Origin of the sequence: Tardiphaga sp. 20_F10_N6_6 (genome assembly GCF_052076045.1) — a bacterium.
Lineage (GTDB): Bacteria > Pseudomonadota > Alphaproteobacteria > Rhizobiales > Xanthobacteraceae > Tardiphaga > Tardiphaga robiniae.
Map to the genome: position 1 here is coordinate 6,425,470 of NZ_CP197239.1, position 23,448 is coordinate 6,448,917.

19 protein-coding genes are annotated in these 23,448 nt (G+C 60.8%); 9 read left to right on the forward strand and 10 right to left on the reverse strand.

All coding sequences use genetic code 11. From position 1 onward, the window contains the following. Nucleotides 1–150 precede the first annotated feature (150 nt). The 3 genes from AB7813_RS30615 to AB7813_RS30625 form a co-directional block, all read right to left on the reverse strand. On the reverse strand, nucleotides 151–1,383 hold the full coding sequence (locus AB7813_RS30615; protein ID WP_089268117.1) for a branched-chain amino acid ABC transporter substrate-binding protein: 1,233 nt from the start codon (nucleotides 1,381–1,383) through the stop codon (nucleotides 151–153). A gap of 128 nt (nucleotides 1,384–1,511) precedes the next feature. Continuing rightward, nucleotides 1,512–3,956 carry a CoA transferase gene (locus AB7813_RS30620; RefSeq protein ID WP_441228949.1) on the reverse strand — a complete coding sequence of 815 codons (2,445 nt, stop codon included), beginning with the start codon at nucleotides 3,954–3,956 and terminating at the stop codon, nucleotides 1,512–1,514. 61 nt (nucleotides 3,957–4,017) lie between these two features. After that, complete coding sequence (locus tag AB7813_RS30625) at nucleotides 4,018–4,854, reverse strand: uroporphyrinogen-III synthase (protein ID WP_441228950.1); 837 nt, start codon at nucleotides 4,852–4,854, stop codon at nucleotides 4,018–4,020. Nucleotides 4,855–4,998: 144 nt separating this feature from the next. Here AB7813_RS30625 and purU point away from each other — a divergent pair, with 144 nt between their 5' ends. Next, nucleotides 4,999–5,859, forward strand: coding sequence for a formyltetrahydrofolate deformylase (gene purU / locus AB7813_RS30630; RefSeq protein ID WP_441228951.1), 861 nt, complete (start codon nucleotides 4,999–5,001; stop codon nucleotides 5,857–5,859). A 28-nt stretch (nucleotides 5,860–5,887) separates the two neighbouring features. On the opposite strand, the gene AB7813_RS30635 is transcribed toward purU, so the two are convergent. Further along, nucleotides 5,888–6,067: a hypothetical protein gene (locus AB7813_RS30635; RefSeq protein WP_441228952.1), complete on the reverse strand. Its 180-nt coding sequence runs from the start codon at nucleotides 6,065–6,067 to the stop codon at nucleotides 5,888–5,890. A 382-nt stretch (nucleotides 6,068–6,449) separates the two neighbouring features. On the opposite strand from AB7813_RS30635, the gene AB7813_RS30640 reads away from it, so the two are divergent. Then, nucleotides 6,450–9,575 (forward strand): autotransporter outer membrane beta-barrel domain-containing protein, encoded by a 3,126-nt coding sequence (locus AB7813_RS30640; RefSeq protein WP_441228953.1) that lies wholly within the window; start codon nucleotides 6,450–6,452, stop codon nucleotides 9,573–9,575. A gap of 944 nt (nucleotides 9,576–10,519) precedes the next feature. Here the strand turns inward: AB7813_RS30640 and AB7813_RS30645 are convergent. Beyond that, on the reverse strand, nucleotides 10,520–10,747 hold the full coding sequence (locus AB7813_RS30645) for a hypothetical protein (protein ID WP_441228954.1): 228 nt from the start codon (nucleotides 10,745–10,747) through the stop codon (nucleotides 10,520–10,522). A 205-nt stretch (nucleotides 10,748–10,952) separates the two neighbouring features. On the opposite strand from AB7813_RS30645, the gene AB7813_RS30650 reads away from it, so the two are divergent. Continuing rightward, complete coding sequence (locus tag AB7813_RS30650; RefSeq protein ID WP_441228955.1) at nucleotides 10,953–12,053, forward strand: glycosyltransferase; 1,101 nt, start codon at nucleotides 10,953–10,955, stop codon at nucleotides 12,051–12,053. A 1,178-nt stretch (nucleotides 12,054–13,231) separates the two neighbouring features. Here AB7813_RS30650 and AB7813_RS30655 read toward each other — a convergent pair. The 4 genes from AB7813_RS30655 to AB7813_RS30670 form a co-directional block, all read right to left on the reverse strand. After that, nucleotides 13,232–14,110, reverse strand: coding sequence for an acyltransferase family protein (locus tag AB7813_RS30655; RefSeq protein WP_441228956.1), 879 nt, complete (start codon nucleotides 14,108–14,110; stop codon nucleotides 13,232–13,234). A gap of 33 nt (nucleotides 14,111–14,143) precedes the next feature. After that, complete coding sequence (locus AB7813_RS30660; protein WP_441228957.1) at nucleotides 14,144–15,181, reverse strand: acyltransferase family protein; 1,038 nt, start codon at nucleotides 15,179–15,181, stop codon at nucleotides 14,144–14,146. Between the two features lie 385 nt (nucleotides 15,182–15,566). Next, the gene (locus tag AB7813_RS30665) at nucleotides 15,567–15,764 is read right to left on the reverse strand and encodes a Trm112 family protein (protein WP_441228958.1); all 198 of its coding nucleotides are present in this window, start codon (nucleotides 15,762–15,764) and stop codon (nucleotides 15,567–15,569) included. 694 nt (nucleotides 15,765–16,458) lie between these two features. Next, nucleotides 16,459–16,950 carry a MarR family winged helix-turn-helix transcriptional regulator gene (locus AB7813_RS30670; protein ID WP_441228959.1) on the reverse strand — a complete coding sequence of 164 codons (492 nt, stop codon included), beginning with the start codon at nucleotides 16,948–16,950 and terminating at the stop codon, nucleotides 16,459–16,461. 247 nt (nucleotides 16,951–17,197) lie between these two features. Here AB7813_RS30670 and AB7813_RS30675 point away from each other — a divergent pair, with 247 nt between their 5' ends. The 6 genes from AB7813_RS30675 to AB7813_RS30700 all read left to right on the forward strand — a co-directional run bounded on the left by AB7813_RS30675 (nucleotide 17,198) and on the right by AB7813_RS30700 (nucleotide 23,114). Next, the gene (locus AB7813_RS30675; RefSeq protein ID WP_441228960.1) at nucleotides 17,198–18,367 is read left to right on the forward strand and encodes an ABC transporter substrate-binding protein; all 1,170 of its coding nucleotides are present in this window, start codon (nucleotides 17,198–17,200) and stop codon (nucleotides 18,365–18,367) included. Between the two features lie 191 nt (nucleotides 18,368–18,558). Continuing rightward, nucleotides 18,559–19,425 (forward strand): branched-chain amino acid ABC transporter permease, encoded by an 867-nt coding sequence (locus tag AB7813_RS30680; protein ID WP_441228961.1) that lies wholly within the window; start codon nucleotides 18,559–18,561, stop codon nucleotides 19,423–19,425. 52 nt (nucleotides 19,426–19,477) lie between these two features. After that, a complete protein-coding gene (locus AB7813_RS30685; protein ID WP_441229017.1) occupies nucleotides 19,478–20,476 on the forward strand; it encodes a branched-chain amino acid ABC transporter permease in 999 nt (332 codons plus the stop codon). Further along, nucleotides 20,473–21,225 (forward strand): ABC transporter ATP-binding protein, encoded by a 753-nt coding sequence (locus tag AB7813_RS30690; RefSeq protein WP_089268231.1) that lies wholly within the window; start codon nucleotides 20,473–20,475, stop codon nucleotides 21,223–21,225. Before AB7813_RS30685 ends, AB7813_RS30690 begins: the two co-directional genes overlap by 4 nt. Next, nucleotides 21,218–21,964, forward strand: coding sequence for an ABC transporter ATP-binding protein (locus tag AB7813_RS30695; protein WP_441228962.1), 747 nt, complete (start codon nucleotides 21,218–21,220; stop codon nucleotides 21,962–21,964). The genes AB7813_RS30690 and AB7813_RS30695 overlap by 8 nt, the downstream gene beginning before the upstream one ends. A 31-nt stretch (nucleotides 21,965–21,995) precedes the next feature. Further along, complete coding sequence (locus AB7813_RS30700; protein ID WP_116660575.1) at nucleotides 21,996–23,114, forward strand: cobalamin-independent methionine synthase II family protein; 1,119 nt, start codon at nucleotides 21,996–21,998, stop codon at nucleotides 23,112–23,114. Nucleotides 23,115–23,201: 87 nt separating this feature from the next. On the opposite strand, the gene AB7813_RS30705 is transcribed toward AB7813_RS30700, so the two are convergent. After that, the coding region (locus tag AB7813_RS30705; RefSeq protein ID WP_441228963.1) for a UDP binding domain-containing protein at nucleotides 23,202–23,448 on the reverse strand (247 nt) is incomplete at its 5' end.

A 23,448-nucleotide genomic window follows, 5' to 3' on the forward strand; every position in this document is an offset into this window, starting at 1 on the left:
CCTCTCCCCGCTTGCGGGGAGAGGTCGGATTGCGCAGCAATCCGGGTGAGGGGGAGGCAGTGAGTGAAACTGAGAGTCCCCCTCATCCGTCCCGAACTTGCTCTGCAAGTTCGGTCCACCTTCTCCCCGCAGGCGGGGAGAAGGCAGGGCTTACGGCCGTTCCATCTTGCAGGTCGTCGGCAGCACCGTCTGCGGCGTGTCGATCTTGGCGGCCAGCTTCCAGCCCCAGCCGGTCTTTTCCTCGTCGAACGGCTCCTTGTCGGTGCGTTCGCCGAACGAGGCGATATACATCGGCTGGAAGAACTGATGGTCGTCCTTGCGCATATTGCCCTTGCCGCCGTCGAACACCTCGAACTCCATGCCTTCGAGGGCTGCGGCCACCTTCACCGGATCGAGTGACTTCGCCTTCTCGGCGGCCGCTGCGAACATGCGCATCTCGTTCACAGCGCGCGGATAGAACAGGCTGAAGTCATACTTCGCGCGCAGTGCCTTTTCGAACACGTCGGCCGAGGCGTGGCCGAGATTCGGGATGCCTTCGGCGATCTGGAACACTTGGTGGTTCAGGCCGGCCTGCTTGATCGCGGTTGGGCCGCCGGTGCCGCCGGCATAATAGGTGAACCAGCTCACCTTCAGGCCCGCGTCAGCCGCTGCCTTCAGCAAGAGGGCAAAATCCTGACCCCAGTTGCCGGTGATGACGCTGTCGGCACCAGATGCCTTGATCTTCGCAATGTATGGCGCAAAGTCGGTGATCTTCAGCAGCGGATGCAGTTCGTCGCCGACGATCTTCACGTCGGGCCGCTTGGCGCCGAGCATGGCGCGCGCCTGGCTCCGCACCGACTGACCGAACGAGTAGTCCTGATTGATCAGGTAGACGTTCTTCACCGCGGGCACGGTCTTGATGTAATTGGTGAGCGCTTCCATCTTGATGTCTGAATTGGCATCCCAGCGGAAATGCCAGAAGCTGCATTTCTCGTTGGTCAGAACCGGATCAACGGCGGCATAGTTGAAGTACAGGACTTCCTTGCCAGGATTGCGGTCGTTGAATTTGGTGACGAAATCCGACAGCGCACCGGCGACTGACGAGCCGTTGCCCTGGGTGATGTAGCGAATGCCGCCATCGATCGCCTTCTGCGCCTGGATCAGGCTCTCTTGCGGATTGGTCTTGTTGTCGAGTGGGACGATCTCGACCTTCTTGCCGAGAATGCCGCCCTTGGCGTTCAGCTCGTCTGCCAGGAACTGGAAGGTCTTGAGGCCGACTTCGCCGACGCTGGCGCCGCCGCCGGAGAGTGGATCGATATAACCGATCTTCACGGTCTCCTGCGCCATCGCCGTGCCGCCGAGCATCGGCAGCGCAATGGACGCAATGAGGGCTAGTTTGCGCATGGTGTTTCTCCCTGGAAGCATTTGTGCTGGCCGTTTTCGCGACGCCGAATCTTTTGATCCATCCGTCGCTGGCCTTATGCCGGGAGTGTGAGCCATGGCCGCCGAAGCTGCAAGCCTCACTTGCAGCCTCACTTGGTCGTAGGCGCGGCCTTCGCTTTCTTGGATATCGCAGCGTCGCCAATGATTTCCGCGGCGCGCAATTCGTCGATTTCGGTGGCGCTGAGGCCCAGGAGATCGCGCAGGACTTCCTCATTGTGCTGGCCGAGCGTCGGCGCCAGCCGGGTGATCGGATAGGGCATTTTTGCACTGCCTTCGCGATAGGCAACGGAGGGCAGTAGATGCGGGCCCATAAATACCTTGGTCACGGGCTGCCAGTGGCCGACTGCGAGCAGGTGCGGATCCCCGGCCAGATCCAGCGGCAGTCGCGCGGTACCCGCGGGCACGCCGGCGTCCTGCAGCGTCACCATGGCAAGGTCCGGCCGCACGGTCGTCGTCCAATGCCGGACCGCGACCTCGATACGGTCCTCTTCGGCGCGGCGTCCCTCGGTGGTGGCAAGTGCAGCATCTTCAGCCAGGTCGTTGCGATGCATGACCTTGCACAGCGCCCGCCATTCGTCGTCATTGCGCACGGCAATGGTGATCCACTGATCTTCGCCAAGACAGGGAAAGCAACCGTTCGGCACGAAGCGCGGATGCCGGTTGCCGATGCGCGGGCCGGATTTGCCGGTGGCTGATTGCTCGATGACCGAGGGTGCGACAAGAGGCAGCAGGGCTTCCGTCGCACTGAGATCGATGTGTTGGCCGAGGCCGGTATTCTTCTGATGCATGAAGCCGAGCATCAATGCCGCCGCAGCACTGACGCCGCCGAAGGGATCACCGAGCGCGGCATGCAGCATGGTCGGCGGATCGCCTTCACGGCCGGTGACAGATGGCAGGCCTGAGGCCTGCTCCAGCGTCGAGCCATAGGCGCGCACGCCGCTCCATGGGCCGGTCATGCCGAAGGCGGGCATGGTCACGACGATGAGACGCGGATTGATCTTGTGCATCGCCGCCGCATCGAGGCCCATGCGTGGCAGCACGTCGGCGGCATAGTTGTCGATCACAGCATCGGCGCCGGCGAGCAGTTGTTTCAGCAGCTCCTTGCCGCGCGGATTGGTGAGATCCAGCGTGATGCCGCGCTTGTTGCGGTTCATCTGCTGAAACCAGTAGATCTTCTCGTAGGTGCGCTCGGGAAAATACGGGCCGCGCGGATCGGTGCCACGAAACCAGTCGGGATACTGGCAGGACTCGACCTTGATGACGTCGGCGCCGAGATCGCCCATCTGCCGTGTTGCCGATGGCCCGGCCCATCCCATGGTGAGATCGATAATGCGCAGCCCCTTCAGCGGCTGCGGATCATCCGGCGTTGCCTGCCTCGTCGCCACGCGCTGATGCGCAAGCAGGGCGTCGATCGTGTCGTCGCCGGCAAATGGCGCGCGGCCATTGGGCTTCGGCCGCGAGCCGGTAAGCGCTTGCGGCAGCACCGGCGCATCGAATGATGCGGTCCCGATGTCGACCTTCGCGAAGGCGCCGCGGTCGCGATAGTATTGCTGCTTCAGCAGCGTCTCCATGTCCGGCACGACAGCGAGCGGAAGACGCAGCTTGATGCCCATCTCGAACCATTCGTTTGCGCTCTTGTGCATCAGGATGGGCTGGAAGATATCGAACAGCGCTTTGGAATTGTTGGTGCGCGCGAGACCGTCGTTGAACTGCGACTCTGTCTCCAGTTCGGGAAGGCCGAGCATCACGCAGAATGCGGCCCATTGCGCCGGTGTCACGACGGTGATGCCGAGCCAGCCGTCTTTGGTCGGAAAATTGCCGACGGGATAGCCGCGGCCGAACCGGTTGATGGCCATGCGGGGCCGCGTGAAGCCGACTTCCAGCGCGAGTCCTGTGTCGAATTCGCTGATCTGCAGCATCGCCTCATGGGCGCTGACCGCAAAGCGTCGTGCGCCGGTGTTGCGATCATACATGCCGGCCAGCGTCGGGATGAACGCAGTGAGGCCGGCCATGACGGCGATCTGGCCGTCGCGCGGCAGCACCGGCGGGCCTTCCTGCGCACCGACCAGCTTCACGCTGCCCGCGAGACTGCGACAGACGGAGTCCGTCGTCTGATAATTGCTGTAGAGGCCGTGTTCGCCGAACCACGAGATCGCGGTGATCGCGAGGCCGGGTTGCTCGTTGCGCAGATCATCATGCGTCAAAAGTGAGTTCGGAATCTCCGAAGGCGCGCGCGCGTCGATCAGCAGGTCGCATGTCGCAAGCAATGCACGAACACGCGCGACATCGTCGGACTTGTTGAGATCGGCGATGACACTGCGCTTGTTGGTATTCAGCCAGGCGAAATATCCGCTCTCGCGGCGGCCATTGCCGGCATCGACGAGCGGCGGGTATTGCCGCGCATGATCGCCGCCCGGCGGTTCGATCTTGATGACCTCGGCGCCGAAATCGGAAAACAGTTTGCCGCAGTAATCCAGCGTATCGCCGGATCCGATTTCCGCGACACGCAAATCCGATAGTGGCAAGTTTGGCATTTCCGCCCGATCATTTTTTTATGTGTCGGGGCATCATGTCGAGATGTGTGCGGGCGTCAAGTCATTCGGCGCGCGCTGCAGCCTTGTCGAGCGCGATCGACATCGCCGAGATCAGCGGCTTCATGAAGAACGCATCATTGGCTGGATAGATGTCGGCCTCGAGGCCGTACGATTTCAATTCATCAGACACGACGGGACCAACCGATGCGATCGGTGTCTTTGAAAGTGCACTGCGCAATTGATCCTCGTGGCCGTGCGCCTTCGCAGCATCGACGAGACGGCGCACCTGACCCGAACTCGTCAGCGCGATGGCATCGACGCGGCCGGCTTCCATTTCGTCGATGGCCGAGAGGATGTTCGTTTCAGCGGCCTTGGAGTCGTAGACGTAAGGCAGCACCGTATCGACCTCGGCGCCGCAGGCGGTGATCGCTGATATCAGAACGGTGTGGTCCTTCTCGGGGTAGAGCTGCAGGCCGAGGCGATGGCCTTTGAGATCGAGCCGCGACAGCATTTCGGCGACGCCTTCGGAGGTCGGCTTCTCGGTGGTGATGTCAGCCTCGAGGCCGATCTCGCGCAAGGCGCGACCGGGCTTCGGTCCGCGTGCGAATTTGCGGGATTTGCCGACCGCGGCGACGAACTCTTTTTCGATGCCGCGTTGACGCACGATTTTCATCATCCGGCGAAGCCCTTCGCCGGTCATTAAAACGAGGTCGTCGAACGGGTTAGCGATGAACCGGCCGATCCAGGCCTCGACCGGAGCGGAATCCGGCGTGTCCTCGATGGTGAACATCGGACATTGCAGCACATTGGCGCCCTGTTCGGTCAGCAGGCGGGAGAATTGCGCTTCCTCGCGGGTCTCCAGGATCAGGATGCGGTAACCGTTGAGCTTGTCAGCCATCTCTGTTTTCTGCCTGTTTTCGCACGTTAATTCGCTGGCAATGACGTCCATATTGCAGCGCGCAATTGGATTGGCGCAAGGCCGCCGCGGATGATAGAGCAGGGCCTCGATTTCCGGTTCACTTGAAGCAGATCAGCCCGTCCCATGTCCCATCAATTCGTCCTGACCCTGTCCTGTCCAGACCGCCCTGGCATCGTGTCCGCGGTATCGACCTTTCTGGCCCAAAATGGCCAGAACATTCTCGATGCCCAGCAGTTCAACGATGTCGAGACCGGCCACTTCTTCATGCGCGTCGTGTTCAACGCCGCAGATGTCAATGTCGAGCTGGCGGCGCTGAAGACCGGCTTCGGCGCCATCGCCGAGCGCTTCAAGATGGACTGGCAGATGCGCGACCGGGCGACGCGTCGCCGCGTCATGCTGCTGGTGTCGAAGTCCGATCACTGCCTCGTCGATATCCTGTATCGCTGGCGCACCGGCGATCTCGATATGATCCCCACCGCGGTCGTCTCGAACCATCCGCGCGAAGCCTTCAAGGATCTCGATTTCGGCGACATCCCGTTCCACCACATGCCGATCACCAAGGAGACCAAGCGCGAGCAGGAGCAGGCGATCTGGGATCTGGTCGGCACGACCGAGACCGAGCTCGTGGTGCTGGCGCGTTACATGCAGATCCTGTCCGACGAGATGTCGGCGAAACTGTCCGGCAAGTGCATCAACATCCATCATTCGTTCCTGCCGGGCTTCAAGGGCGCACGGCCGTATCACCAGGCGCACGCGCGCGGCGTCAAGCTGATCGGCGCCACGGCGCATTACGTGACCAGCGATCTCGACGAAGGTCCGATCATCGATCAGGACGTCGAGCGTATCAGCCATCGCGACACGCCGGAAGAACTCGTGGCCAAGGGCCGCGACATCGAACGCCGCGTGCTGGCACGCGCGATGCGCTATCACCTCGAGGATCGCGTGATCCTCAACGGAATGAAGACCGTTGTTTTCATGAACTGAGCGACGCCGTCGGGGCGCGATAGCGCGATCAGCGAACGGCTTCTGCAGAGGGCGATGTGGCGGCGTCGGGCCCCGTCATGGCGCCGGACTGCTGCTGCTCGTGCCGCTTCGCATAGGCTTCGTATTCGGGAGAGCCCGGACGCGGCGGCGCGTCTGCTGGCAGTCCGCCAGCCCATGCCGGGATCAGGTCGGCCATGCCGCCGGCCATGAATGAACTGATTGAGCCACAACCGCCAAGGCTGCAGGACAACAGCACAAGACAGACAAAAACGGGGACGCGGCGGGCTACTGGCATGGCGGCAACATCATTTGAGGCGGTCTGCGGAATATAGCAGATCTGCGACGGGTTTTGCCGACAATTGAAGGCAAATCAATGGTCGAATATTACCGAGCGTGGCTGGGCGGCCTCAGTGCGCCGGCAATCTCGCTGCCAAAAGCCGACCAGCTCCTCCAGTCGCTTGCGGTGAGAAATAATGAGGCGACGACGCGGTAGCATCATGCCATATTGGATTCGAGTGCATGAACTCACCGCGCTCTCTGCGTTAAATTGCAACGGGTGGCGGGTAGCGATGCGGGTTTTTAATCAACGAGTGGCGCGCCGCTGGCTCGCCCACCTTGTCGCCGCAACGGCGCTGGTTCTGACGACGCTGCCTGCGGCGGCGCAGGACGCAACCTGGCTGAGCGCGCCTGGCTCGGGCGACTTCAACACGGCAGCGAACTGGGGCCCGGCCGCGGTGCCGACCGGCACCGCCTTCTTCGGCACGTCCGGCGTCGCCGCGCTGTCATTTTCGGTCTCTACGACCCTCGGCGGCTGGACCTTCAATGCCGGTGCTTCGGCTTACAGCTTCGCCGTCGGCAGCAGTCTCTTTTTCGTCGGCGCCGGCATCGTCGTCAACGGCGGCTCAGTCGACATCACCAACAACAGCGTAATGGCTTTCGCCAACTCCAGCACGGCCGGCAGTGCCACCATCGCCAACAACTTCCAACTGCAATTCATCAACACCAGCACGGCCGGCAACGCGGCCATCACCAATGGCGCGGCGGGTACCACGGATTTCGGCGGATCGACCGGGCCCCTTGGCGACAACAAGCTCAGCGCCGGCTCTATCAACGGCGGCGGCACTTTCAGACTGGGCCAAAAAGAGTTGACGGTCGGCGGCAACAACCTCTCGACCAACGTCACCGGCGTCATCGCCGACGGCGGCACCGGCGGCTCGCTGGTGAAGACTGGCGCCGGCACGATGATCCTGTCCGGGATCAACACCTACACCGGCGGCACGACCTTTGCCGGCGGCACCATCAGCGTCGCGCAGGATGCCAACCTCGGCGGTGCAGCGGGTGCGCTGACCTTCACCGGCGGCACGCTGCAGACGACTGCCGGCTTTTCATCGGCGCGCAACATTGCTTTGGGCACTGGCGGCGGCACCCTGCAGGTCGATACCGGCACTCTCGAACTGTCCGGCAATATCGCGGACAGCGGCGGGACGCCTGGCGCATTGACCAAGACCGGCGGCGGTACACTGTCGCTCACCGGCAACAGCATTTATACGGGCGCCACCAATATTCTTGCCGGCACGCTGCTCGCGAGCGGCTCGCTCAGCCCGGACAGCGCCTATACGATCGCGGCCGGCGCCACGCTGACCCTCGACAGCCCGTTCCAGTTCATCGGCTCGCTGGCCGGCGCCGGCAGCGTGACCAATGCCAACGCCGCCGATGCGGTTCTGGTCGTCGGCCTCAACAACAGCAGCACGACCTTTGCCGGCGTGATCAGGGATGGCGCGGCGGCGAAGATGTCGCTGTGGATCGACGGCGCCGGCGTCACGACACTGACCGGCGCCAACACCTATACCGGGGGCACCGCGATCTGCTTCTGTTCGACGCTGCAGATCGGCAATGGCGGCCCCACCGGTTCGATTGTCGGCGATGTCACCAACGGCGGCACGCTGATCTTCAATCGCTCGAACTTCTACAGCTTCGACGGAGTCATTTCCGATAGCGGCGCCGACCAGGGCAAACTGGTGAAGACCGGTGCGGGCGACACCGTGCTGAGCGGGATCAACACCTATACCGGCACGACGACGGTCGACGCCGGCACGCTCAGCGTCAACGGTTCGATCGCGTCGTCGTCGCTGACCACGGTGAATCTAGGCGGCACGCTCGGCGGCAACGGTTTTGTCGGCGACATGCTGATCAATGGCGGCGTGCTGGCGCCGGGCAATTCGATCGGCACGCTCACCGTTAGCGGCAGCCTGACGATGACGGCGGCATCGACCTATCTGGTGCAGATCTCCGGAGCATCATCCGACAAGACCATCGTCACCGGCACCGCGACGCTGGCTGGCAAGGTCAAGGTCGATCCGCTGGCGCGCATCGCCGCGACGACGACCTATACGATCCTGACTGCCGGCACGATCAGCGGCAGCTTCGACACAACAACCGTGGTCAATAACTTCGCGCGCAATGCGCGGCTGAGCTATGTGGGCAACGACGTGTTGCTGACCGTCGATCCCGGCCTGCTCAGCCCGAACCTGCCGGACAGTGCCAGCCGCAATCAGAAGGCCGTCGCAACTGCCATCGACAATGCGCTGGTGAGCGGTGGCACGATGCCGAGCCAGTTCAACGCGCTGTTTGCACTCACCGGCGATGCGCTGCGCAACGCGCTGACGCAGACCTCCGGCGAAACGGCGACGGGATCGCAGCAGACGACATTCAACGCCATGACGCAGTTCATGGGCATGATGACCGATCCGTTCAGCGCGGGCAGGGGATTCGATGCGCCGGGCGCGATGGGATATGCGGAGGCGCGCAAGCCGCGCGATGCCTTCGCGATGTTCACCAAGGCGCCGCCGCGCGCGCCGTCCTTCGAGACACGCTGGAGCGTCTGGGCTGCGGGCTTCGGCGGCTCGCAGACCACCGACGGCAATGCGACGACGGGATCGAACACCGCGCGCAGCAGCATCGGCGGCACCGCCGTCGGCGCCGATGTGCTGTTGTCGCCGAACACGGTGGCCGGATTCTCGCTCGCGGGCGCCGGCACGAATTTCTCCGTGGCCAATGGCGGCAGCGGTCATTCGGACATGTTTCAGATGGGCGCCTTCGTGCGCCACAGCGTGTCGTCTGCCTATATCACCGCCGCGGCCGCCTATGGCTGGCAGGACATCACCACCGATCGCATCGTGACCGTCGCCGGCCTTGATCGCCTGCATGCGCAATTCACTGCGAATTCCTATTCGGCGCGGGTCGAAGGCGGTAATCGCACTGTGGGTCCATGGCTCGGCGGCGTCGGCGTGACGCCCTATGTCGCCGCGCAGGTGATCGCATTTGACCTGCCGTCCTATGCGGAAACCGTCAATGGCGGCGCCAGCACCTTTGCGCTGAACTACGCGGGCAAGACAGTGACATCGACCCGCAGCGAACTCGGCCTGCGCACCGACAAGTCCTTCGCCGTGGCCGATGCGATCCTCACGCTGCGTGGCCGCGCGGCATGGGCGCATGACTTCAACAGCGATCGCAGCATCGCCGCCACGTTCCAGTCGCTGCCAGGCGCATCGTTCACGGTGTCGGGCGCAGCGCCGGCACGCGATGCAGCGCTGACAACCGCCTCGGCCGAGATGAGCTTCATCAGCGGCTTCTCGCTGGCAGCGACATTCGAGGGCGAGTTCTCGGATGTCACGCGCAGCTATGCTGGCAAGGGTGTTGCGCGTTATACGTGGTAGCAGGCGCCGAGGGCGCGGTGCGGTGCGCGCATTCGTTCGGCAGGGATCTGAAAATAATCCTTGACGCCATTCCGGTGCAGATTATATTCTCCTGCATCCCGTCCCACTTTGAGGGGCGTTGCCAGGGACGCTTGTTAGCGCGGGGCGGAATGTGGCGCCTGCGGGCGGGAGGGAGACGTTCCCTCACGCACTCGGGAGGCCTTGGTCACCGTCCGGCCCCACTACGGGGGTCTGCCACTCATGCTGGCTGGACGTGGCATTGGTGAACGGCGGGAAACCGTCGGGATAAGCGGACTGCGGAGGTCTGCGCCTTTGCCCGGAAGAACGGTCCCGGGGACAGAAATCGCCACGATGGAGCGTCGAAAGGCGTTTCCGCGGCCTCTGCGGTTCGGCGAGCCTCCCTTCAATAAACCCCTGATCAGTCTCAAATCACCTGCCGACGGACACCTTCGTGTGCTGTAAAGGCCAGCTTTTCAAACCGCCTACGGGACGGCTGCCAGTGCGAAGCTTCCGAGCGGAATCCTCAGTTCCTGATAGACAGCTAAAAGAAAAATCGCGACCGCAGCGGTTTCGATCAGGCTTACTGAGATCGGGGCTCTGCGTATGAACGTCGCACATATTGCGATGAGAGCGATCTTCTCGAAAGAAACTCCGAGCATCCAAAGTGAGGCAACAAAGACAACCGCGACACAAATCGTTCGGCTCTTGAAGGCTCGCGCGCCGAACCCCTCAGCATAGATCCACGTCAGAAATAGACGTTCCAATTTTTTGCTTCCTATCCCGGCAAATTGCTTCGGCCGATTCCCCCACGCAATCAGCCTAGCCCGGCAACCGAACCGAGTAAAAGGCTGCTGCTTCAATCTCATAACCTGGTTCTCAAATACCTCCATGCTCATAACGTGTTCTCAGATTATTTTCTTATGAAAGTTCGATCAGTCCCGAGGTCAAGTGGGTTGGATTGAGCCTGAAGCGATCTGGCTCGGTTGCCCATGCGGTACACATGGCTCGTAAGGTGTTATGACCCGATCGAGGACGAACTTGATATAAGGTTCGACGTTGTTGCCGCCGGACCAGACCGCAATCGCCGCCGCGAAGGTCTTGTCCTTGTAGTTTTTCGACGACCGCCAGAGGCCCGACTGCGCGCAGATGCCCTGCACATAGGTCGGAAACACCGCGCTGTTGTTGCCCTGGCCTTTTCCGCCTAAATTCGTTTCCGTGGCGCAGTGCGCCGCAGAATAGCCATGACCATCAGTCGAAATAGGTTGCGAAACACGGTCCGGACGCCTGTGAAATTCTACGCAATTGCTGCTGCGGAATAATCCGGATGACGGTCTAGCTGGGAATTTGCGCGGCATCCGGGCCGGGGGCATTTTAAACGTGGCGTCTGTACTTCAGTTGATTTCATCCCTGACCGTGGGCGGGGCCGAACGGCTGCTGATCAACTTTGCGGCCAGTTGCGAACCGGGTGCGGGCGTGCCGCAGGTGTTTGTCGTCATCAATGACCGGCTCAATCCCGATCTCGCCGCCGAACTCTCCGCCACCGGTCACCCGATCTATTTTCTGAAACGCGCGCCGGGCAATCGCAATCCGCGCATCATTCTGACGCTGCTCAATATCATTCGCCGCCATGACATTCGCGTCATTCATGCGCATGACAGCGGGGCGAAACATTTCGCGATGCTGAGCAAATTGTATCGGCCCATGAGCGTCGGCTACACGATCCACAATACCGGCATCGCGGGTACCTGGGATCGCGTGAAGCTGCGCCTGCACCGCCGCTTCGTCGACTGGAACATCGCCATCTCCGCCGCCGTCGAACGCGAATGCCAGGCCGTGCATCTACAGCGGTTGTTCAAGGTGCATAACGGCATTCCTCTGGGCGCCTTCCGCGCCATGGCCCGTGAACGCCATTTCAGCTCGCCATTACGTTTGATCAATGTCGCCCGTATCTATCCCAAGCAGAAGGGGCAGGACATCCTAATCAAGGCGGTCAGCCTCTGCGTCGCGCGCGGGCTCGACGTTCGCTGCGATTTCGTCGGCAGCCCACCGGAGGGCGACGAGTCGACCCTTCTGAGTTTGAAGGCGCAGGCGATCGCCGAGAATGTCGCCGATCGCGTTCGCTTCCTGTGCGGGCGTACCGATGTGCGCCATCCGCTGGACGAGGCCGATATCTTCGTCCTGCCATCGCGTTTCGAAGGTTTCGGACTGGTGCTGCTCGAAGCCATGGCGGTCGGCCTGCCTGTCATCGCCGCGGATGTCGATGGCCCGGCCGAACTGCTGGTAGACGGTTCGAACGGTATCAAATTCAAGGTCGGATCCGCCGAGGATCTTGCCGACAAGATCGCGGCGCTTGCGGCGCAGCCCGAGCTTGCCGCGAAGATCGCGAAGACCGCCAAGGACTTCGTCACCGAATTCGATATCGCTAATATGCGCGACCAGTATTTCGGCATCTACGGGCAGATGATGAAGGCGAGCTAGGACCGATGAGCCGCCGCGCCCCTGTGGCGGGCTTCGGTCCATGATTTGAGCTGGAGCGAGGGCTTCAAGCGTAGATGGCTATTGCCATGAGCATCCCCGACGCAGCGGCGCGCCGCCCGAATCCGACCAGCAGTTTTTCGAGAATGCACATCGGCCGTCTCTCCGACGCCGGAATCCTTGCCTGCAAAATCACGCTTATCAAGAGTCGTATCGCGCACCCGCGCAAATCACCGTGAAGGAAAATCCAATGACGGTCGCTCCCCTTGTAGCGAGCGATTTCACTCATCCGGTGGCGGACAATCCGGTGCGGCTATAATTCGAATATCGCGGGGAGAGTAAAGCCAGAGTTTTGTGCATTTCGGGCACTTAAGACTGAACATCGCTGGCGCCGGATCGGGCACGTCAAGCCGGATGACAAAAGCGCTACCCACGCAATCCAACGCCGTTTGACCATTCGCGGTCATTTGGGCAAACCTTCAAATAACCTGCTTGTACACATCCAGATGATAATCCAATGATGTCAATCGCCGCACTCGTTGCGTTGGGACCCTTGCGTGTGGGATACACCCTTCTCGACTAGCTCGCGCCTCCGCTAGAATTCTGCGGGCAAATTCAAGCAGGGCAGCCTGCTCGGGGGTAGTCCCTGGAATTGTAGTTCCGTTTCTGGTGAACATCGCAAGTATCCCGGTTGCTTAGTCGAGATTGAAATCTCAACTAACGAAATACGTTCCACCCCGACGCGCGACGGCGCCGCGCGCAACCGCCCTGCGATAGGTCTCGGAATAGCGCCGCAAAATCGTGTTGTGCGGCTCTGGTAGCCTTGCTCTGAGACTTGAACCATGGATCGCGACTTCCGATCCTGGCACTTCTCGAACTCGAGGCGATGTCCGACCTGAGTCCGTTATCGGCACCTAAGCGGACGTCCACCATCGGCGCGGGGGATGCTACCAAGCGCTTCGGCAGCCACGTCACGGTGACGAACAGGGCCAACAGTCGGTGGCCTTCGTGCGGATCACGACACGTCAAGGGCACGCTGCATCGATTCGTCTCGAGAGGGCGACAGGATCACGAGTGTATTGTTGCCGTGGAAGAGACCGTTACCGCAATGAAGAGTGCGATTGATGCTGATCACTCCGGCAAGGCTTTGGCTTATGAATTTCTAAACCAGCGTGGCGATCTCACATTTCCAACGATCGCTGGCGACTATGTGCGGATGCCGACGTGGCTGAACGAGCCCATTGGAAATTTTTGAGCAAATTCAGAATCGGTCTCTCGACCCATCTATAACTGGCCAACCCGGCGACGTTCGCGGCTAGCAGGCAAGTAGTGCAACTCAATACGGCCTGGCCGGGTATTACTGCGAACAGTACGCGGCTGAGCGCCGCAACCACTAGAAAGTGCCCAAGATAGATGGAATAGGATGCATCACCGATCGGCTGCAGCCAACGCGGCGTCCAGACGGCCGATATCGCTCGATCAACCAACGTTCGTAGGAACAGCGCGCCAACCGCACCAGCCATGAATTTCAAGGCAATTAGGTGACCAAGGAAACTGCTCGGTGCGACGAGGCTCAGGCCAACGACGGCTAGTGCCCATAAGCCGTAAGCGTAGCGCAGATTTGCACCGAGAAAAAGGAAGACGACGATCACACCGTAGAAGTAGACTTCAAACACCAGCGACCACGCGACAGAGACTATTTGGGGTGCGCCGGGGATGAGTAAGGTCGATGCCACGACGCGGGAGAAGTCGATATGTTCACCTTGCCAGAGGACAATGAAAGCCGCTGTGATAAGCAGATAAATCCAGTAGATTGGATAGATGCGCAATAATCTGCGCATCAGAAACTGTAGCCAGTCCTCTCGCATGGCAGCGCGGGTCAAAACGAAACCGCTGATCACGAAGAAGCAGCCGACGCCCCAAATGGCGAGATTTAGGGAGAGGTCGTGCCACTTGCCGAATTGCGGGTAGAACCGTTCGTGAAGGCCGATGATGTGTGAAGCCACCACCATGTTGGCGGCTATGGCTCGCAAGGCTTGGATCAATCCGTAGCGCAACATTTCCCCCAAAGACTCGCTAGCGCTTCGGTTTCTCTATCCAGCGACTGACATCACCCGGGCCGTTGCCAACTGGTGCGAATTCGCCGGAGCTTTCAACCTCTTCCGAACGTTCAGCATGGGCTGTTCAACCAGCAATGCCGAAAGAGCGCCAGCGATCAACGTCAGTGCGAACGCGAATAATCCGTTCGCCCAAAACTCCGGTAGTAGTCCCGCTGTTAATTGCTGAATGGGGAACGCATAAAGGTAAACACCGAACGAGATATCAAGCCTTGGAGCAGTCCACGATGGAAGTGGCACGTCGTTTAGCAGGACGCATGCTGGAGCGATTGCGACAAGCACCATCGTTTCGATCTGCCCGCACCCCAACAGCAACAATGAAATTATACCAAAGCATGCGATTGAAGCCGTCTTGTTGCTGCAGCTTTCTACTATTGCGACGCCCGCGCCACTGGCGAACAGGATGGCGCAAGTCAGGCCCCGGTGACTGAGCCAAGCGGGCGTTAAGTCGTACCAAATGCCAGAGATAGCGAAGCCGCCAATTCCGATTACGATCAAGCTTCCCAAGAAGCGCGCGTTAAAGCGAAGGCAGAACGCGATAATTGCGAGAAAAATATACAACTTCGCTTCTTCAGGAAGTGTCCATATAGGGCCAGCCATCGCTTTCGCGGTGAGGCTCGACTGGAAAACTCCTGGAAGCGAGTAATCTAGCCCAAAGAAAAGCGTGGAGTTGCGCCAAAGAAACGAAAAAGGAGCAGCGCGACCGCTGAAACCTAGTTCATGCGGGAATATGTATTCGCTCAGCGGTAGGGTCGTGACAAAAGCACCCAAGACGACGCAGAAAACCATGCAGACGACTAAAGCGGGAAAGATGCGAAACGCCCGACTGACCAGAAACTCTGTCGACGATCGTGAGCGCAGAATGCTTTTGGAATTGAGATACCCACTAATCGCGAAGAACACGAATACAGCCAAGCCGCCCAACGACCCCACCGTCGGGATGGAAGGTTCTGCGAGTCCGGCTATCGGGAATTGATGTGACCAGAAAACCATTGAGGCGGCCAACAGCCGCATGAGATCGAAATTTCCTGGGCGACGTGTCATCAATGGAAACATATTGAAATACGGCGTAGCAATCAATGACCGCGGCTAGAGGAACTCGCAATCACCTGGGCCGCGGTGTGCGTGAGTTCCTGGTCAGACAGGTTCATCTTCCCCCACGCGCGTATAGCGGTTGCGCCACTTCCGGTCTTTGTCGACCGAATGATAGACGGCGTTCCTTTCGGAAGAGTGCTTGCAGCATACCGAGGCGCGCGAACTCGATCGGCCCGTCGTACTCGGCCGCCTGAATCAAGACGTGCATCGCGTTCTGCCATGGCGGCGTGTCATACGTTTGCTTCGGCAGCCGGGTAATAGCCCCTCATATCAGTCTCGTGCTGGCGTATAAATTGAGCTTCAGCTATGCGATCATTCTCGCCTCTTCCGGCAGCATAATCGGGATGCCGTCTCGGATCGGATACGCCAGCTTGGCTTGGCGCGAGATCAGCTCTTGCCGGGCCGCGTCAAATTCGAGCTTGCTCTTCGTCACAGGGCAAACAAGAATTTCAAGCAATTTGGGATCGAAACTCGCCTGATGCTCATTCTCGCTTGTCATCATTCCTCCGCTCAGCGGCATTCTTTTGCCGCGAACTCTTTTTGGGCAAAGCCCGCCAGAGCGCAAGGGCCGGCTGATCGCGATCCCTGATGCCGATGGCGAGTGCCAGATCCTATGCCGTGGCGTGACGCCAGCGTTACTGAAGCTTGGCGGGACTATTTCTACGGATACGCGATCTGTCGCTGGAAGTGGTTCTTTCTGACGACCGGCGTGGGCGAGCGAAGCCGGTGCTGCCGCGGCGTTCAGGGCCGGCGCACGTGGTCTTTTCAGGAAGAAACGGGAATAACGTTCACTGAAAGGCTGTGTGCATGACCGGCGACCAATCGAGAAAACTGAAGATCGGCGCTCGCGTCTATTGGAAGAACGATGCGGGCGACGCCGGCACAGTTACCGAGAGCAGCTGGAGCGGTGTCGTCGTCAAGTGGGACCATCGCAGGCCTCAGGGGGCATTATTTCTGCTGAGGTACAGCAGGACGAGCCTGGCCCTTAGCTGGTTAACAAGCCTCGTCGGAACACGAACTGAGAGACGGAAGAGCGCGAGCGGGAGACCATCGAAAATTTTAGGGAAACCATGATCTGTGTGGCACATTGAGTGGCGCTAAAGACCGAAATTCCAATAAAATAAACCAAATCAAAAGATTGAGTGGTGCGCCAGACAGGATTGAGCTGGGGACCTCTCCTTTACCAAAGACTTGCGTCAGACGGCAGTCTTCCGGCGCGGTGTCGTGGGTTTGCGAACCTGTACCGCGTTGACCGCCGGAGCCTGTGCCAGCAGGCGGCCCAGCATGTCGATCAGCTTTTCGACTTCCTTCTCATCGAGGCAATCCAGCAGCACGCGTTCGCGGTCCAGCGCCAGTTCGATGATCCGGTCATGCAGCGCGCGGCCGGATTTGGTCAGGATGACGACGCGCCTGTTGTCGCCGGCCAGATCGGTCACTGTCACGCTGCCGTTATCGACCAGAGATTTAAGGGTGCGACTGACGAGACCCTTGTCGAGGTCGAAATACTGGCAAATCTGTTGTGCGGTGCACGCGTCTTCGCTGGCGAGCTTCGAGAGGATTCGCCATTCCGTGACGCCGACGCCGAATTCGCGTCGATAGGCACTCGAGGCACCCGCGGCGAGCTTGTTGCCCAGGAAATTGATGAGCGCCGGTACATATCGTCCATGGTTGATCACCGGCTTTGTCATCTGGATACGATCTGCAATCTGAATGAACGGAAATCGAGCGGCCCGTGAATGCTTGGCTAGACTTTAGCAGCATGCCACGATGCGTCGGCATTACGCAGTTCAACAGACCGCGTTGTGTTGTCAACCCACCCGTTGACAGGTCAACATGGCTCCGTTATCGCGGGCGATCATCATCGCGGGCGACAGCGTATGGGGACTATGACTTCACGGCCTTGAAGAGCCGGCATCACCTACAGAGGAGGAATTAATGCTGAGGAATTTGATTTCCGCGACCGTGACCGCTGTCAGCGTGCTGTCCATCGGCGGGCTCGCACAGGCGCAGGAGACCGTCAAGATCGGCCTGATCGTGCCGATGACCGGCGGCCAGGCTTCGACTGGCCAGCAGATCAATAACGCCATCAAGCTCTATCAGCAGAAGAACGGCGACACCGTTGCCGGCAAGAAGGTCGAAGTCATCCTCAAGGACGACGCGGCGCTGCCTGACAACACCAAGCGCCTCGCGCAGGAACTGATCGTCAACGAGAAGGTCAACATCATCGCCGGCTTCGGCGTCACGCCGGCTGCGCTCGCCGCAGCGCCGCTCGCGACCCAGGCGAAGGTGCCAGAGATCGTGATGGCTGCCGGCACCTCGATCATCACCGAACGCTCGCCCTATATCGTGCGTACTTCGTTCACGCTGGCGCAGTCCTCCACCATCATCGGCGACTGGGCTGCCAAGAACGGCATCAAGAAAGTCGCGACGCTGACCTCCGACTACGCACCGGGCAACGACGCGCTGCAATTCTTCAAGGAGTACTTCACCGCCGGCGGCGGCGAGATCGTCGAAGAGGTCAAGGTGCCGCTCGCCAATCCGGACTTCGCGCCGTTCCTGCAGCGCATGAAGGACAGCAAGCCCGACGCGGTGTTCGTGTTCGTGCCGGCCGGGCAGGGCGGCAACTTCATGAAGCAGTATGCCGAGCGTGGCCTCGACAAGTCCGGCATCAAGGTGATCGGACCCGGCGACGTGATGGACGACGACCTGCTCAACAACATGGGCGACGTAGCGCTTGGCGCCGTGACCGCGCATCTGTATTCGGCAGCCCATCCGTCGACGATGAACAAGGAGTTCGTTGCGGCCTACAAGAAGGCCTACAACACGCGTCCGGGCTTCATGGCGGTCGGTGGCTGGGACGGCATCCATCTCGTCTATGAGGCGCTGAAGAAGACCGGCGGCAAGGCCGATGGCGACAGCCTGATCGCGGCGATGAAGGGCATGAAGTGGGAGAGCCCCCGCGGCCCGATCTCGATCGATCCGGAGACCCGCGACATCGTGCAGAACATCTATATCCGCAAGGTCGAGAAGGTGGACGGCGAACTCTACAACATCGAATTCGCGACGTTCGAGGCGGTGAAGGATCCCGGCAAGACGAAGAAGTAAGTATCAAGCTTGACGTGACGCGACGTCGCTAATGGTCTCCCTCCCCCTTGCGGGGAGGGTCGGCCGAGCGAAGCGGAGGCCGGGGTGGGGGTGCCCCGAGTTCTGCAGAGTATGCGGCACCCCCACCCGACCGGCCTTGCGGCCGGCCACCCTCCCCGCAAGGGGGAGGGACAAGAAAGTGCGAAGCCTGCATGACCCTTCTCACCATTCTGTTCGACGGCGTCGCCTACGGCATGTTGCTGTTCGTGCTGGCGTGCGGGCTGGCGGTGACGCTGGGCCTGATGAACTTCGTCAATCTCGCGCACGGCGCCTTCGCCATGGCAGGCGGCTATGCCTGCGCGATCCTGGTCAATCGCGCCGGCCTGCCATTCTTTGCGGCTTTGCCGATTGCTTTCGTGGTGAGCGCTGCGATCGGCGCCGTGCTTGAGAGATCGCTATATCGCCATCTCTATACGCGCAGCCATCTAGATCAGGTGCTGTTCACCATCGGCCTCGTCTTCATGTCGGTGACGGCGATGGACTACTTCATGGGCTCGTCGCAGACCTTTATCCATTTGCCGGATTATCTGCAGGGTCAGATCAATCTGTTCGGCCTTGGTGCCGGCCGCTATCGCCTGATGATCATCGTGATCTGCGGATTGCTCACCATCGCATTGCAGATGATCCTGTCGAAGACGCGCTTCGGTAGCCGGTTGCGCGCCGCGGTCGATGATCCGCGCGCCGCGTCGGGTTTGGGCATCAACGTTCCGCAGGTGTTCGCGCTGACCTTCGCGTTCGGCTGCGGATTGGCTGGCATGGGCGGCGCACTTGGCGCGGAAATCCTCGGCCTCGATCCGTACTTCCCGCTGAAGTTCATGATCTACTTCCTGATCGTGGTGACCGTCGGCGGTTCGTCCAGCATCACCGGGCCATTCCTGGCTTCGCTGCTGCTGGGCATCGGCGATGTCGCCGGCAAATATTACGTGCCGAAGCTCGGCGCCTTCGTGATCTACACCATGATGATCGTGATCCTGATCTGGCGCCCGAACGGCCTGTTTGGCCGTACGGCGGCGCGGTGAGGGGATCATGACAGCGAACAGCACCACCCATCCGGAAGTCGGCACCTTCGCCATGGCGCGCGCGCAATGGCGCTGGCCCGAAGTCGTGTTCTGGCTCACCGCCGCAGGCTGCATCCTGCTGTTTCCGAACCGCTACCTGATCCTCACCGAGATCGCCTGGCTCGCGCTGTTCGCGCTCTCGCTCGATCTCATCCTCGGCTATGCTGGCATCGTTTCGCTCGGCCATGCCGCATTCTTCGGCTTCGGCGGCTATGCGGCGGGACTCCTCGCATTGCACGGTATCGTCACCGAACCCGTGATTGCCTTGGTGGTTGCTGGTCTTGCCGCGATGGCGCTCGGCTTCGTGACGAGCTTCCTCGTGATGCGCGGGTCGGATCTGACGCGGCTGATGGTGACGCTCGGTATTGCGCTGTTGCTGCGCGAGCTCGCCAACCGCTTTTCAAATATCACCGGCGGATCCGATGGCCTTCAGGGCATCGAGATGGCGCCGATTCTCGGCCAGTTCTCGTTCGACATCTTCGGCAAGGTCGGCTTCATCTATTGTCTCTGCGTGCTGTTCGTCTTGTTCCTGCTGGCGCGACGCATCGTGCATTCGCCGTTCGGCCTGTCGCTCCGTGCGATCCGCAACAATCCACTGCGCGCCTCGGCGATCGGCATTCCCGTCAATCGCCGGCTGATCGCGATCTACACCATCGCCGCATTCTACGCAGGCATCGCAGGCGCTCTGTCCACGCAGACGACCGCGCTGGCCTCGCTCGATGGCTTTGCGTTCGATCGGTCGGCCGATCTGATGCTGGTCTTGATTATCGGTGGCACCGGCTATCTCTATGGCGGCTTGATCGGTGCGGTGATCTTCAAACTGCTGCAGGAGCTGTTCTCGACACTGACGCCGCAATACTGGCAGTTCTGGATCGGCGCCGTGCTGGTGGTCATCGTGCTGATCGGCCGCGACCGCATGCATCGCTGGGCGATGTTCCTGCCGCGCCTGATCGCAAGCAAGTTCAGCCGCGCCAAGACGCCGGCCGTCGTGTCGGAAGGTAAGGCGCCATGACCATCGCGCTGGAAACCGTCAATCTCGAAAAGTCCTTCGGTGGGCTCCGGGTCACCCGTGATCTGTCGCTCAAGATCGAGGCCGGCGCGCGCCATGCGCTGATCGGCCCGAACGGTGCCGGCAAGACCACCGTGATCAATCTTCTGACCGGCGTGCTCAAGCCCAATTCTGGCCGCATCCTGCTGGAGGGCAACGACATCACCGGGCTGCCGGTGCACAAGCGCGTGTTGCGCGGGCTGTCGCGCACCTTCCAGATCAATCAGCTCTATCCCGACATGACGCCGCTGGAGACGGTCGGTCTCGCTGCGTCCGAACATCTCGGCCATGGCAGCGACTGGTGGCGTCGCATGGGCACCCGCAGTGACGTCAATGACGCGATCGCGGAAAACCTCGCGCGCTTTCACCTGCTCGACGTCATGAATGAACCGACGGCGACATTGCCCTATGGCAAGCAGCGCCTGCTCGAGATCGCCGTCGCCATCGCCACCAAGCCGCGTGTGCTGCTGCTCGATGAGCCGGCTGCAGGTGTGCCGGAAAGCGAGCGCCACGATATTCTCTCGGCCGTCGCCAGCCTGCCGCGCGACGTCACCGTGTTGCTGATCGAGCATGACATGGATTTGGTATTCTCCTTTGCCGATCGCATCTCTGTGCTGGTCGCGGGCGCCATGCTGGTGGAAGGCCCGCCAGACGAAGTGGCGCGCGATCCGCGCGTCAAGGCCGTGTATCTGGGCGAGGGCGCCGATGTCTGACCTTCTCGACATCAATGACCTGCGCGCGGGCTATGGCGAAGCCGTGGTCATTCCGAAGATGACGCTGCAACTCGGCGAAAGCCAGGTGCTGGCACTGCTCGGACGTAATGGCACCGGCAAGACCACGCTGATCAATTCCATCGTCGGCGTCACCCGCCGCTTCAGCGGGACGCTGAAGCTCGGTGGAAAAGACATCACGTCGCTGCGGCCGGACCAGCGCGCCCGCGCCGGCATCGGCTGGGTGCCGCAGGAGCGCAACATCTTCCGCTCGCTCACCGTGGAAGAAAACATGACCGCCGTGGCGCAGCCTGGGCCATGGGACGTCCAGAAGATCTACGAGATGTTTCCGCGGCTCGAAGAGCGCAGGAACAATTTCGGCAATCAACTCTCCGGCGGCGAACAGCAGATGCTGGCGATCGGCCGGGCACTGACGCTCAATCCGCAGGTGCTGCTGCTGGATGAACCGACCGAAGGCCTTGCGCCGATCATCGTCGATGAATTGCTTGCAGCGCTGGGCAAGATCACACGTGCCGGCGGCGTCTGTTCCATCATCGTGGAACAGAATGCCCAAAAAATACTCGGGCTCGCCGATCGTGTCGTGATATTGGAACGCGGCACCATCGTACATGAGGCAACGAGTGCAGCGCTGAAATCCGATCCCGCCGTGCTGGAGCATTTCCTCGGCGTCGCCGGCGCGGCCGGCAGCAAGAACAAACACACGGCCGGCACACCCGGCTGATCTGCAAACCAAGCATTCTGGAGTAACGACTATGCAGAGAACCAAAGCCCCGTTCCGTGCCGACGAAGTCGGTAGCCTGTTGCGGCCCGCATCGATCAAGGAAGCGCGCGCCAAGCTGGAGAAGGGCGAGATTTCGGCCGACGACCTGCGCAAGGTCGAAGACATCGAGATCGAGAAGGTTGTGCATCGCCAGGCCTCGACCGGCCTCAAGCTCGCCACCGACGGCGAGTTCCGTCGTTCGTGGTGGCACTTCGACTTCCTCGCCAAGCTGACGGGCTGCGAACTCTATCATCCCGACACCGGCATCCAGTTCACCGGCGTCGAGACCCGTCATGATTCGGTGCGCGTGATCGGCAAGGTGGATTTCCCCGACGATCATCCGATGCTGGCGCACTTCAAGTTCTTGAAGAAGCATTGCGACACCGCCGGCGTCACCGCGAAAATGACCATCCCGTCGCCGGCAGTTCTGCATTTCCGCGGCGGTCGCAAGGCGATCTCGAAGGAAGTCTATCCGGATATCGAAGTGTTCTTCGAGGATCTGGCCAAGACCTATCGCAAGGCGGTGAAGGCGTTCTATGACGCCGGCTGCCGCTATCTGCAGTTCGACGACACGGTCTGGGCCTATCTCTGCTCGGAAGACGAGCTGAACAAGGTCCGTGCGCGCGGCGAGGATGCCGACAATCTGCAGCAGATCTATTCGCGCATCATCAATTACGCGATCGCCGAGCGTCCTGCGGATATGGTGATCACCACGCATGTCTGCCGCGGCAACTTCCGCTCCACCTGGATATCGTCGGGTGGCTACGAGCCGGTGGCTGAAACGCTGCTCGCCGGTACCAACTATGACGGCTACTTTCTCGAATACGATTCGGATCGTGCCGGCGGTTTTGAACCGCTGCGCTTCCTGCCGAAAGGCAACAAGGTCGTCGTGGTCGGTGTCATCACCTCGAAGTTCGGTGAGCTCGAGAAGAAGGAAGACATCAAGGCGCGCCTGCAAGAGGCTTCGAAGTTCGCGCCGCTCGAGCAGTTGGCCGTCTCACCGCAATGCGGTTTCGCCTCCACCGAGGAAGGCAACATCCTCAGCGAGGAAGAGCAGTGGGCGAAGCTCAAGCTCGCTGTCGATGTCGCGAACGAGCTCTGGGGCAAGTGAGCCCGCTTGTCGCCTGGCCGGCGGCTCGCCAACACAAATGCCCGGCTTTTGCCGGGCATTTGCATTTAGTCTCCTGACGATGAGCTCTCAGGACTTTCCGCGCCCGACGCTTTCATAGGTGAAGCCGGCCTTGAGCATTTCTTCGGGTCGGTAGATGTTGCGCAGGTCCACGATGACCGGCTGCTTCATCTTCTGCTTCACTTGTGCGAGGTCGAGTGCGCGGAACTGCTCCCATTCGGTCACGATCACCAGCGCGTCGGCGCCAGTCGCGCATGCATAGGCATCGTTGCAATAGGTGATATCCGGCAGTTCGTGCTTGGCCTGTTCCATACCG